Origin of the sequence: Fructobacillus ficulneus, from assembly GCF_001047075.2 — a bacterium.
Classification (GTDB): domain Bacteria; phylum Bacillota; class Bacilli; order Lactobacillales; family Lactobacillaceae; genus Fructobacillus; species Fructobacillus ficulneus.
Window position 1 is genome coordinate 491,362 of record NZ_DF968005.1, and the last position, 13,234, is coordinate 504,595.

The 13,234-nt window shown below is 43.6% G+C and carries 11 protein-coding genes; 1 reads left to right on the forward strand and 10 read right to left on the reverse strand.

All coding sequences use genetic code 11. From position 1 onward, the window contains the following. On the forward strand, positions 1–1,331 hold a 1,331-nt coding region (locus AOQ29_RS06940; RefSeq protein WP_114675011.1), incomplete at its 5' end, for an aspartate kinase. A gap of 144 nt (positions 1,332–1,475) precedes the next feature. Here the strand turns inward: AOQ29_RS06940 and AOQ29_RS06945 are convergent. From AOQ29_RS06945 to AOQ29_RS06990, 10 genes are all read right to left on the reverse strand, one after another. After that, complete coding sequence (locus AOQ29_RS06945; RefSeq protein ID WP_061993753.1) at positions 1,476–1,832, reverse strand: YlbF family regulator; 357 nt, start codon at positions 1,830–1,832, stop codon at positions 1,476–1,478. 46 nt (positions 1,833–1,878) lie between these two features. Next, positions 1,879–3,972 (reverse strand): PBP1A family penicillin-binding protein, encoded by a 2,094-nt coding sequence (locus AOQ29_RS06950; RefSeq protein ID WP_061993754.1) that lies wholly within the window; start codon positions 3,970–3,972, stop codon positions 1,879–1,881. 76 nt (positions 3,973–4,048) lie between these two features. After that, positions 4,049–5,740 (reverse strand): arginine--tRNA ligase, encoded by a 1,692-nt coding sequence (gene argS, locus AOQ29_RS06955; protein ID WP_061993755.1) that lies wholly within the window; start codon positions 5,738–5,740, stop codon positions 4,049–4,051. Positions 5,741–5,974: 234 nt separating this feature from the next. Beyond that, positions 5,975–6,235, reverse strand: a complete 261-nt coding sequence (locus AOQ29_RS06960; protein ID WP_061993756.1) for a hypothetical protein — start codon at positions 6,233–6,235, stop codon at positions 5,975–5,977. A gap of 33 nt (positions 6,236–6,268) precedes the next feature. Further along, positions 6,269–7,507, reverse strand: a complete 1,239-nt coding sequence (coaBC, locus tag AOQ29_RS06965; protein WP_061993757.1) for a bifunctional phosphopantothenoylcysteine decarboxylase/phosphopantothenate--cysteine ligase CoaBC — start codon at positions 7,505–7,507, stop codon at positions 6,269–6,271. A 2-nt stretch (positions 7,508–7,509) separates the two neighbouring features. Continuing rightward, positions 7,510–9,036: a UDP-N-acetylmuramyl-tripeptide synthetase gene (murE, locus tag AOQ29_RS06970; RefSeq protein WP_061993758.1), complete on the reverse strand. Its 1,527-nt coding sequence runs from the start codon at positions 9,034–9,036 to the stop codon at positions 7,510–7,512. A 121-nt stretch (positions 9,037–9,157) separates the two neighbouring features. After that, the gene (locus AOQ29_RS06975; protein ID WP_061993759.1) at positions 9,158–10,294 is read right to left on the reverse strand and encodes a cation:proton antiporter; all 1,137 of its coding nucleotides are present in this window, start codon (positions 10,292–10,294) and stop codon (positions 9,158–9,160) included. Positions 10,295–10,432: 138 nt separating this feature from the next. Beyond that, positions 10,433–11,452, reverse strand: coding sequence for a tRNA dihydrouridine synthase (locus AOQ29_RS06980; RefSeq protein ID WP_061993760.1), 1,020 nt, complete (start codon positions 11,450–11,452; stop codon positions 10,433–10,435). Positions 11,453–11,598: 146 nt separating this feature from the next. Continuing rightward, the gene (locus tag AOQ29_RS06985) at positions 11,599–12,195 is read right to left on the reverse strand and encodes a non-canonical purine NTP pyrophosphatase (RefSeq protein ID WP_242977433.1); all 597 of its coding nucleotides are present in this window, start codon (positions 12,193–12,195) and stop codon (positions 11,599–11,601) included. 9 nt (positions 12,196–12,204) lie between these two features. Next, positions 12,205–13,224: a biotin--[acetyl-CoA-carboxylase] ligase gene (locus tag AOQ29_RS06990; RefSeq protein ID WP_061993762.1), complete on the reverse strand. Its 1,020-nt coding sequence runs from the start codon at positions 13,222–13,224 to the stop codon at positions 12,205–12,207. Between the last annotated feature and the right edge of the window lie 10 nt (positions 13,225–13,234).

Below are 13,234 nucleotides of genomic sequence, written 5' to 3' on the forward strand. Positions count from 1 at the left end.
GTTCATCCCTAGCAACTGGTCAACAATTTGACCGCGTCATCGACATTCTTCAGCAAGACAACGACCGACAGGTTGTTGTCACATCCGCACCGGGTAAGGCCGCTGAATTTCCAATCAAAGTAACGGACTTGCTCATTCGCTACGGTAAAGAAGCCATTAATGGTGAAGATTACAGCGAAACAGTTCATGACTTAAAGGAACGCTATCAAGAAATCGCTGATCATTTTAATTTGGACCAAGAGGTCTTCCAGCCAATTTTAGATCAAATTGATGATTTGCCAAAACCACAATACCGGTCATACAAGTACCTTAAGGATACTTTTGCCGCTAATGGTGAATTCTTAAATGCCCAACTGTTGGCCATGGTTTTGCAATCAAAGGGTGAAAAAGCAGTCTTTGTTGATCCCAAGCAGATTCAAATGCAGACAGATGTTCAAATTCCAACATTGGATGAAGAAAAAACTTATACTGCTTTGGCTCAATTCGAGTTGGAAGACGATACTCGTTACATTTTCCCCGGGTTCTTTGGTTATAATGATCGCGATGAAATCGTAACTTTCTCTCGTGGGGGGTCAGATATCTCTGGAGCAATTTTAGCCCGTGGTTTGATGGCCGATGTTTATGAAAACTTTACCGACGTTTCAGCAATTTATGCCGTTAACCCCCGTTTAGTTGACCACCCTGCCGCCATTAAAAATATGTCTTATAGCGAAATGCGGGAACTCTCTTATGCTGGCTTTGCCGTCTTCCATGATGAGGCAATTATTCCCGCTATCCAGGGTCAAGTACCAATCAACGTCAAAAACACTAACGACCCAACTGCTCCTGGAACATGGATTGGCCCCGCCGAACAGAACAAACCCGAACGTCGTGTGACTGGAATTGCGGCTTCTGACAGTTTCTGTACCCTATACCTCCATCGCTACCTGTTGAATAAGGAAGTGGGCTTTACCGCTAAAATTTTAAAAATTTTAGCCCGGCACGACGTTCCGTACGAACACATGCCATCCGGAATTGATGACTTAACAATTATCTTTAACAAAAAAAGTTTGAACAAAGAACAAATCAGCCAAATCCAGACAGACATTGCTCGTGAAATTTCACCGGATACAATGGCTTGGCACGACGATTTTGCCATCATCATGGTCGTTGGTCAAGGAATGAAGGACCGCGTCGGAGCCTTTACAGAAATCGTTACCCCTCTTCGTGATGCAGGAATTTCTTTGCAAATGGTTAACCAGGGCGCTTCAGAAATCTCAATTATGCTCGGTGTCCAATCTCAAGATGTAGATGAAGCTGTTAAAGCTATCTATCACAACATTTTTGACTAGCATAGCTACAACCATATAAAACGGCAGCGACTTACGAAATAATTGTAAGTCGTTGCCGTTTTTAATATCAAAATTAATGCGCATCCTTCTCAGGCAAACAAAAAGACCTAACACTCTGTGTTAGGCCTTTTGTTATTCATTAGCTTAAGCTTGTTGAGCCTTAGCGTATGATTCTGAAACTGGCTTAGTTACGATTTCGTTAATTTCACCCAACAAAGTGTTCAACACTTGTTCAGCAGCCATCAAATCTTTGATCTTGTCGTTTTCTTGCACTTGCTTAGCAACGGCGTCCCATTCCTTTTCTTGATCAGGAGTTGGTTGTTGTTGCGCTTGCATCATTTGTTGAACAGTCATTTGAATCATTTGGAATTGCTTGAACAAATCCTTTGAATCAGCATCGCCTTGAACTGCATCAAAAGCAGTTTGCCAAGCCTTGTATTGGTCAGTCTCAACCAAAACTTTTGCCATTTCGTTTGCGTTGTCATAAATATTAACAGTCATTGTTAAATCCCCTTCGAATTTCAAAAGTCACGTAAACAAATGTTTACTAGTTATTTTTGTTAAATACACCGGTAATAGTATCCCATACTTTTGCCGCTCCGGCAACAGTTGTATTGACACCATTATTAACCGCATCGGCCGCATTGTTTAACCAATCAGACGACGAATTGGAACTCTTTTTACTGCTACTACTGCTACTACTTGCCTGACTGGCATCTTGTACAGTAAAGTTGTTTTCAGAAGTATTCGGAACGATTTGTCCCAATGATGTTTTCACGTAATTACCAATCGTACTCATCAAACCAATTGGCAATGAGCCTGTATTATTGGCACCTTCCAATCCTTCCCAAGAAACTTCAACAATGTCCTTAGTATAAGCCACTGCCCATGAATCTTTCGAAGAATTAGCGTTATTTGGATCATTAGGATTTTCGGTTGTTCCGGTCTTTCCGGCAATCTTATAACCAGATGGTGCTGCTCCAGTACCAGTTCCACTGGTATAGGTTCCCAACATCATCTTCGTCATATCATCAGCTACAGATTGAGAAATAACTTGTGTTTGACTTGCCTTAGGGCTTTTAACAATTACTTTTCCTGTTGAATCAACAATCTTAGTAATGTAATGAGCCTGTGACATCGTTCCATTATTAGCAAAGGCCGTATAAGCTTGGGCCATTTGTTGTGGCGAAACTCCGTTAGTTAAGCCTCCAAGAGCAAGAGAATAGTTCTTATCAGAGCTAACAAGTGGCAAACCAAACTTTTTACCAGAATCATAACCAGTGCTAATACCTAGCTTATTTAACAAATAAACAGCCGGAATATTATATGAGTGTTCCAGAGCAGCATACATTGGTACGTCGTCAGTTTGAACATTCAAGGCATTATTTGGTGAATAGTTATTAGTACCGAAGTTCATTTTTTTGTTCGGCAACTTGTCGTTAATATTGTAACCAGCCTCAAGAGCCGGTGCATAAACAACCAATGGTTTGATAATCGAACCAGGCTGGAGCTGTGACTGCGTTGCGCGGTTAAAGCCACGGAATGTATGCTGAGTTTCTCGACCACCAATGACAGCTCGGACACCTCCGGTTGTCGCATTTAGAACAATCGAGGCAGCCTGAGCTTGGTTTTGATTACCAAACAAACTATTCTTAGTAAAGTCATTTTGCAGGTTTTCTTGGTCTTTTTGATTTAAGGTCGTGTAAATCTTGTAACCACGATTCATGATGTCTTTTTCATCGAGACCATATTTGTTAACAGCTTCGTTAATAACGGCATCAAAATACCAAGGATAATTATATGATTCATCACCAGTATAGTTATCATTCAAAACAATATCCGTTGCCTGGGCGGCTTTTTCTTGCGCCTTAGTCAGCTTCTTATTTTCATACATCGTCTGCAAAACTAAGTTACGACGAGCCTTGGAGCGAACCGGATTATCGATTGGATTAAAGCCAGACGGATTAGTTAACATTCCAGCTAATGTGGCAGCCTGCTCAGTCGTCAAATCCTTGGCGTGGACACCAAAATACTTTTCAGAGGCATCTTCAACCCCCCAAACTCCATGGCCAAACCAAGCGTTATTCATATACATCGTTAAAATCTGATCTTTGGAATAAACTTGTTCAACTTGCATCGACAAGAAGATTTCCTTGGCTTTACGCGTAAAAGTTTGTTCCTGTGTTAAGTAGGCATTTTTAACCAACTGCTGGGTAATCGTTGAACCACCACCGGAAATAACTTGCGAACCAGTTAAACGGTTACGAATAAAGAGGTATGCCGCTCGGCCTAGACCCTCAACTGAGAACCCATGTTCTTTATAGAACTTACGATCTTCAATCGACAAAACAGCATCACGCATATTTTGCGAAATTTGATCATATTTGACGTAAGTTCCTTTTTGCGAGTAGAGCGAACCGGCCTTGTTACCGGCATCGTCATAGACATTTGTTGTCTGTGACAATGATGATTCTAATTTTTCGACATGTGACGTCTTAGCTAAAGTCACTAAGTAAATCGAACTGATTAAAAAGATTGACATAAACATCAAAATTAATAATCGACCTAACTGGTAACGGTTCCATATGGGTGCCGTTTTCTTCCAAAAGGTAGTATTTTTAAGAGAAAATTTTGTTTTCATCCGCTTTCCTTACAACCTTACTTTTTGGCCTGTAGTAATTCATGCAGGTAGTGACTAATGTTCAATCAATCTTCGCTTACATTTCTGCAGGTGCTTTCACACCCAAAAGTGTCAAAGAAGTAGTCAAGGTTGTGGAAACGGCCTTAACGAGTGCTAAACGGCCATTCAATCCGGCATCGTCAGCAAGAATCTTTGAATTAGCATAGTACTTGTTAAATGCACGTGACAGAGTCAATGCATACTTTGCCACAATTGATGGCTCACGATTTTCAAAGGCTCGCTGAACCGTTGCTGGGAAGTTGGCCAATGTTGTCACTGCTTCCCAAGTTTGAGGGTCATCAAGATCAATGTTTGTTTCATCAACAGCAACCCCTGCCTTACGCAAAATTGATTGCGCGCGGGCATTCGTGTATTGAACGTATGGTCCAGTGTCACCTTCAAAGCGCACGACTTCGTCTAACTTGAAATCGAAGTTATTCGTTCGGTCGTTCATCAAATCATGGAAGACCACGGCACCGGCACCAACTTCTTCAGCTGTTTGGTCCTTGTTAGCCAAAGTTGGGTTCTTTTCGTTGATTTGTGACAAGGCCAATTCATGGGCATCATCCAAAACATCCTTCAACAAGACAACATCACCCTTTCGAGTTGACATCTTCTTACCGTTAAAGGTAATCAAACCAAAGGAAATGTGTTCAACGTCATCAGCCCAATCAAGACCAAGCAATGACAAGACAGCCTTTAATTGAACGAAGTGTTCACGTTGTTCACCGCCAACGACGTACAATGACTTCGCAAAGTCATAAGTTTCTTTCCGGTAAATGGCAGCAGCCAAATCACGGGTCATGTACAAAGTCGCACCATCAGTCCGCTTAATCATGGCCGGCGTCAAGTTTTCGTTGATTGAACTCAAGTCAACAATTTGAGCTCCTTGAGATTCTTCCAACAAGCCCTTATCTTCCAACATAGAAACGACTTTATCCATCTTATCGTTATAGAAGGCTTCACCGTTAAATGAATCAAAGGTAATGTTTAGGCGGTCGTAAATTTCAGTGAATTCCTTTAATGATTCTTCGCGGAACCAAGCCCAGAGTTTTTGGGCTTCGGGATCACCATCTTCAAGCTTCTTGAACCAGGCACGACCTTCATCGTCCAAGGCAGGGTTTTCCTTGGCCTTTTCGTGGAATTCCACGTAGTACTTCAGCAAGGTCGCGATTGGGTCAGCTTTAACTTCTGCTTCTGAGCCCCAAGTCTTATAAGCATAAATCAACTTACCAAACTGTGTTCCCCAGTCACCCAGGTGGTTAATTTTAACCGGTTGGTAACCGTTCTTAGCAGCCAAATTAGCCAGAGCATTTCCAATCACAGTTGACCGTAAGTGTCCCATTGACATTGGCTTAGCAATGTTAGGTGATGACATGTCCAAGGCAATTGTCCGACCTTGGCCATCATCATTTTGTCCATAGTTAGGACCAGCAGCCAAAACAGCCTTCAACGTATCAGCTGTCATCACTTTTTTATCTAAGAAGAAGTTGATGTAAGGACCAGTTGCTACAACCTTTTCAAAGTTGGTCTGATCAATTTGTTCAACTAAGTCAGCCGCGATTTGTTGCGGTGCTTTTCTCAAAACCTTAGCTAAGGTAAAAGTTGGAAAAGCCAAGTCACCCATTGAAGAATCCTTGGGTGCTTCGATTTTAGCAGCGATATCAGCTGCTGTCATATCAGGTAAGACCGCTTGCAAAGCGGAGGTAACTGCTGGATTGGTTGCCATTATTTTTTCCTTTGTCTATTAACAATATTTATTTTGTAAAAGAGGACTCGTCTCTTAAGAAAACTAAAGAGACGAGTCCTGCCCGCGGTACCACTCTAATAGCCAAATTGGCCACTTTTGTTATCAAATTATGAGCAGAAAAAAGTGCGCAGGCAAGGCCCAGTCCTCAACTTCCACCAATGTTAAGGTCACTGTTTACTGGGGTCATACCGTATTCTTTTTCAAGAAAGAGGATTAATCTTCCTGGTCTTTTGGTTCTTGGGGTGCTGCTTGAATTACTTCAACGTCTGACATCCGAGAAATTGCTCGGTGGTTCATTTCGTTGACTGCAGGCTGGTCCGCTGGATCATTTTCAATGATTTCAACCAACAATGCGTTTTCGTAAACCTTTTCAACTTTACCAGTGAAAGGTTTCTCTAAGTTACCATATGCTGGAGCGAGTAACACATCCCCCACGTGGTACTTGGATTCTTGTTCTTCGTCTGCCTTGCTCATCTCAGCCTCCTGATTACTTTCGTTAGATTACTATTATACCACAAAGTTACTAGCAGATTGTATCCTGGCGATTTCTGCAACAATATCGGTGGCTAAGTCAGTTTTTAATTTGGCCGCTAGTGACCGTGGTTCATTATCCTTGCTTACCAGTGTTACCTTATTGGTGTCCTTATTAAAACCTGCTTGTGCTTCCAAGACGTTATTGGCCACAATCAAATCTGCATTTTTACTGATCAGCTTCTTTTGAGCGTTTTCCACTAAATTTTGTGTCTCGGCCGCAAAGCCTACTACAACTTGGCCTGGTTCTTTATTTTGACCCACAGTTTTTAAAATATCAGGGTTTTGCACTAAGTCTAAGACCAGGTGGTCATCCCCATGTTTTTTGACTTTGTTCTCGGCCACTTGAGCGACCCGGTAGTCCGAGACAGCCGCTGCACCAATAAAGACGTTTGCACTTGGCATTGCCTCTTGAACTGCAGTCAACATTTCTCGTGCCGAGGTCGCCGTGACGACGTTGATGGCCGGATTGACCGGTAAGGTCTTAGCCGCTACTAAGGTAACCTCAGCACCAGCTAATCGTGCGGCTTCCGCCAAAGCGTAGCCCATCTTACCGGATGAACGATTCGTCAGATAACGGACTGGGTCGATTGGCTCTTCCGTCCCGCCAGCTGTCACAACCACATGCTGACCTGCCAATAAGGCCGGTTCTTGAGTTTGGCTCTGATTTAGTTCTTGTTCAATCATTGTCAAAATATCAGCCGGCTCAACCATGCGGCCTTGGGCTTGGTACCCTTCTGCCAAAAATCCGGTATCTGGTCCAACCATGGTCCAGCCATCATTGACTAACAAATCAACATTACGCTGAACAGCAGGGTTCCGCCACATGCCATCATTCATCGCTGGCGCGGCAAACTTAGGAGCCGGACTAGCCATCACCGTTGTAGTCATGACGTTGTCTGCTTGACCAAGTGCCAACTTGGCTAAAGTGTTCGCCGTTAATGGCGCCACAAGTACCAAATCAGCCCAGCGACCAAGGGCCACATGGTCAACGGTCGCCGAATCACTATGCCAGCGTACGTCGGTTAACACCTCGTTTTTGGAAAGAATGGCCAAGGTCTTAGCAGGAATAAACTCCTGACTCGCATCGGTCATGACAACCTTAACCGTGGCGCCGGCTTTAATAAGCGACCGTGTCAACTCGGTCATTTTATAGGCCGCGATTCCGCCAGTCACGGCTAACAAAACATTTTTATTTTGGTAGAAGTCTGTCATCGTTAGTCCCCCACAGTTAAAGTTCCGCCTTGTGCTAGAATCGCTTGACACTCTTGAACGGCGGCATAATCACCAATGTATGGTGTATCGACCCCATTAATTTTTTGGTAAGGGTCTTCGCCCTTACCTGCCACAACAACCAAGTCGTTAGGACCAGCTAAATCAATGGCCTGACGGATGGCCGTAATCCGGTCCATTTCAAAATGAACCTGAACGCCTTCGTTATCAATCCCTGCCGCAATCGTTTGCGCAATGTCCATTGGGCTCTCATACTGTGGATCGTCTGCCGTCAGGATAACTTGGTCGGCTTTGGCTGACAAAACCTTAGCAAAATCAGCTCGACGAGAAACTCCTTTATTTCCAGGAGCACCCAAGACAACAATAACCTGTCCCTCTGGTGATTGTGCCTTAGCAAAGGCCAGCAAAGACAGCAGGGAGACATAGTTATGGGCATAGTCGACAAAGGCTACTCCGTGTTTGGCCAGAGTCAATGACAGCATCCGACCCGGAATGGTCACGCGGTTTAACCCACTAACCATTGCAGGGTGCTTTGCCCCAGCTAAAGCAGCCATAATGAGTGACGCCACGGCGTTTTCCTCGTTAAAGTCACCCGGCAAGTTTAACCGGTAGGCCCCGTTAATTTCAGGAAGCTGAGCCTCTTGGCCGGCTGTTACCGTGAAATGTGACTCATGGAGAGCACTGTTTTGGCTTTCAAAGGTTACCAAGGGTTCATTTGAATTGCCGAGACGACCATACGTAAAGACACGGTCATGGCTTTGTTCTGCCCGGTCCAAGATTTCCGCATAATGATCCATCCCAGTATTTAAAATAACTTCATCCGAATTGTCTAAGAGCATTTCTTTATGAGCCAAGTAATCGGCAAAGGTTGGATGTTCATTTGGGCCAATGTGGTCGGGAGAAATATTCAAAAATGCGCCAACGTTAAATCGTAAGCCATAAACTCGGTTACGAAGATAAGCCTGCGAGGAAACTTCCATGACCAAGTGGGTCATACCGTTATCCACCGCCCGACGCATATCCTTGAACAATTCATAGGACTCCGGTGTGGTTAAGTCAGATTTCTTTTTATCCTCTGGCTTTGGTCCAACAATGCGGTCAACCGTTGAAAATAAGGCTGTCTGACCCTGCGTCTGGTCTTGCAACATCGTGTAGGCAAAGTAGGCTGCAGTGGTCTTACCCTTGGTTCCGGTAAAGGCACCAATCCACAAATCCTTTTGTGGGTAGTCAAAGTAAGCCATCGCTAAAATTGACAACGCTTTTTGGGTATCCGTGACCACCCACTGTGGCCAGCCCCCAGCTAATGGCTTTTCTGTTACCAAAGCGGTCACGCCATCCACACCATCGAGGTATTCAGCCTTGAAAGCCCCCTTAACAACAAAGAGGGTTTCCGCGCGCACTTGACGAGTGTCATAGTGAAGGTGGTTAAAGGCCAAATCCACTGTTGGTGCTGACACAAGTAGATTTTTTGATTCTAATAATTTAGTTACTTCTTGGCTAGCTAATTTCATAGACTCATTATATCATAGGGCTTCCAAAAAACCAGGTGAAAAGACTGGTTTGAAGCCATTTTAAATTGAATTATTAAAATCAAATCCACACAGCAAATTACAACAAATCAACTTGATACCACTAATCATTTAATAGCCTTTTTAAAGCAATCGGTGTAAAAATAGTTGTCAACAAAATAACAATTGTCAATAAGGCATAAGTGTGACTATTGATGGTCTTCACGGAAAGCGCCAAGTCGGCAATCACAATCGCCATTTCGCCTCGTGACACCATCCCAGCACCAATAATTTGAGCACTATGATGATCAATCCGTGACCACCGAGCCCCAGCATAGGCACCAAACCACTTCGTCCCAATCGCCAAAATCGTTAGCATCAAGATGAGCGGTAGATTAGCCCACTGATTAGCCAAAGAAACTTTCAAGCCAATATTAACAAAGAAAACCGGAATAAAAATTGTCTGACCCACTGTGATAAAGCTATGTTCAACCTGGTTGGCGTTACTCTCTTGGGAGAAAAACAATCCCAGTAAGAACGCAACAATCGCCCCAGAAAAGCCAACCCATTCCGCCAAATCAGCACTAGCGAGGAGCACGGCCAGAATAAAGGCTAATTTTGCTCCCGGTAGCGGAACTCGGCCAATATAGGTAACCACTCTTCCTAAATACTTAAGAACAATAATTGCAAAAACCACCAAGAAGATAACCATAAAGGCGACAGTCAACCACAGCGGACGATTGCCACCGGACCCAATTCGGAAAACAGTTTGATAAATTGTCCACATCAAAATGGCCAATAAGTCATCTAAAACAGCGGCCCCTAAAATGGTCGCTCCAGCCGTTGATTTGACTTGCCCATACTCTGCTAGTAATTGAGCCGTGATTGAAACCGAAGTTGCCGAAAACAGCACCGCCCAAAGTAAGGCCTGCTGATTACTTTCACCAAGTAGCCAACCGAAAACCAAGAACACCACAAAGGGTGTCACGACACCTGCGATAGCAACAACCACAGCCTGTCGAGCGTGACGTTTGAGCAGGTCAAAATCCGATTCAATCCCTGCTAGAAACATTAAAATCAATAAACCAATTTCAGCCCAGGAACCGATGCTATGCGTGCTAGCTAGGTAATGAAAGCCTGCTGGACCCAATACCATCCCAGCACCAATTTGACCAACAACAGTTGGCAGGCCCACCCGATCCGCCAACCATGCAAAGCCAAAGGCCATCGTTAAAATCACTGCTAAAGTTAAAATTGTCATTTTCTGACCTCCCTCTCAAAATACAGTTAAATCAACCAAAAAAGGCCGACTCAAAGCAATCCTAACTCCCCCGTTAGGATCCGCCTTGAGTCTAGCCTCAACCAAAAAAATTATTTATTTTATGATAACTAAGTCAACTTAGTCAACAGCAACCAAAGTGCCAACATGTTCCTTCAATAGGGCTCGGACTTCATCAGTTGCGTGTGTTTCCATTAACATTTGCCGTAACTGTGATGCGTGGGCAAAACCGCGCAAGTAAATCTTAAAGTATCGCTTGAGTGCTTCAAAATTCTTTTTATTAGCCGTCTGATTAACTTCATCAAACAAGTCCAATTGCAATTTTAACAAAGCAATTGATTCAGCTAAGGTATGGTCCTGGTTACCGGGTTCAAAGGCATAGGGGTCATTCAAGACACCCCGTCCAATCATAATGCCATCAACACCAGGGTGTTCCTTGGCTAAAGCCAAACCATGTTCATAATCTTTGACATCGCCATTGATTTGCAACAGCGTCTGTGGTGAAATCCGGTCGCGCATAGCCACAATGTCGTCAATTAATTCGAAATGAGCCTCGACCTTTGACATTTCCTTACGAGTCCGCAAGTGGATTGTCAAAACTTGGACATCTTGTTTGAAAATCATTTCGAGCCAGTCGTGATATTCATCAACTTGGTTAAAACCTAACCGAGTCTTAACCGAAACAGGTAAACCACTTTCCTTCGCTGCCGCAATTAAAGCAGCAGCCCGGTCAGGGTGGCGAATCAAATCGGATCCAGAATCATTTTTAATGACTGTTCCATCCGGGCAACCCATGTTGATATCAACAGCTTGGTACCCCAAGGCTGGCAACAACTTTGCCGCCCCACCAATCGCTTCTGGTTTTGAGCCCCAGATTTGGGCAATTGGCATCTTTTCGCCATCCGCAACCGCTAACCGACCTTGGACAGAAAACTTGGCTTCCGGATGAACCATCGAGGCTGCGTTAGTAAACTCGGTATAGTATAAGTCCGGTCCGCCCGCTTGTGCCACTACCCGACGGAAAATAGTATCCGTCACGGCTTCCATCGGTGCCATTGAAAAGAATGGGCGTTGGTTCCCGTTTTCATCCTTGGCATCATCAACAACTTTTTGCCAAAATGGACTTTTTGCAGTGGTCATAAGTGCTCCTTTCGGCCTTTTTCAAGGCCCAGTAAATTCAACTTTACTATTTTAGCATACCCAGGTGTATTTTTCAAAAATCAAACAAAAAAGGAGCAAATTTGCCCCTGTTCGTCTGATATTACTTCAGAATTTATTTGATTTTTTTAAAGCTGAATTTGTTCAATAATATTTTTCAAAGCTCGTGATCGATCATGGTAGGCGACTACCTCATCTAATGACATCTCAGATAGAGTCTTACCATTTTCCGCTTCCATAATATCATCTAATCCACCAATATAGGGTCCTGAATGAGCTTCTTCAGCAATTCGAACCCCACCACGTCCCTCGGCCAGAAACATCTGCCCAGCCGGTGTACAGAGGGCCAAGACGGCTAACAAGTAGGCCGACCGGTCTTCTTCGGAATGATAGAGGGACTGAATATATGCAATTTCAGCTTCTGTCCCCAAAACTCCCAAGTCTTTGAATTCTCGAGAAGACGTTACACCAAAGCGGTTGGGGAATGCCTGTAAATACAAACCAGTATCGTCGGCTAAAACCCAGCAATCAGGCAAATACTGATGGACAAAATTTGCCTTAATGCGAGCATTTTCAACCTGGGAATCAGTTGTTTCGGCTGGAAATTTCAGTTCGCGACCTAAAACGTCACGGTAATTGATAACACGATGGCCCATCTTCTCTGCTAAAATTGTCATTTCTGCCGTCTTGGCAGAATTATTGGAAGCAAATATAAATTCCATCATCAACCTCTTTTACAAATTTAAGTTTTCAAATAATTTGACCTTGGTCACTTCACCGGCATACAGTACCTCGCTTTGACCAGTATTGGCTAGTTTTAACACTAAACCACCTTGGTCACTAATATCCGTCACCGTACCAGTCAGGATTTTCGTTCCAACTTGAACAGTCACAACTTGCTGGATTAAAAGTGATAGTTGACGGTATCGTGATAAATACCCCCCGCTCTGGTAGGTCAAAAACATCTTAACTAGATTTTGCAACAGTTGTGTTAAAAGTAAATTAAAATCAACATTAATTTCACGATTTTCAGTCGTTAAAATTGACTGAGCCTTATTTTCAATTTCACTCGGGTAATCACCTGGCAAAAGATTAATCGCAAAGCCAACTACAATTGCTGAATACTGGCGACTTTCAAAATCGAAAACGCCCTCAGTAATTACCCCGCCCACCTTGTGACCGTGTAATATCAAGTCATTAACCCATTTAAGTTGAAAGGGTTCGGTTGGAAAAAACGTTTCCAAGCCATCCACTAAGGCGACTGCTGCTGATGTTGTTAACAGACTCGGATTGATTTCATTGTTTGGTTCAACTGGAAAGACAACAGAAACATACAGACCGCGATCTTTGGGTGAATAGAAAGCTCGACCTTGCCGACCGTACCCGGCTCCCTGTTGACGAGCAACAAAGACCTGAGGCCTTAAGCTTGGGTGTTGAGCAATATAATCCTTAGCAACAGTTTGGGTTGAATTAATTTGATCAAAAAAATGCAAATCGACCTGGTCACCATCTGTTAAGCCATAGATAGATAGCCATTCTATCAGCGTTTGCCGGTTCAAGTGCTGACTAGTTAAATAAGCATAGCCAGTCTTTTTCTTGCTATCAATCTTATGGCCATCCTTTTTTAAGGATTGAATCGCTTTCCAAACAGATTCTCGGGACAGGCCCAATGTTTGGGCTAAGTCATCACCCGAAAGGTACCTTCCCGCTTGATTGAGCAGCTGAGCCAATACTTTTTCCTTAGTTGTTGTCATAAAATTGCGG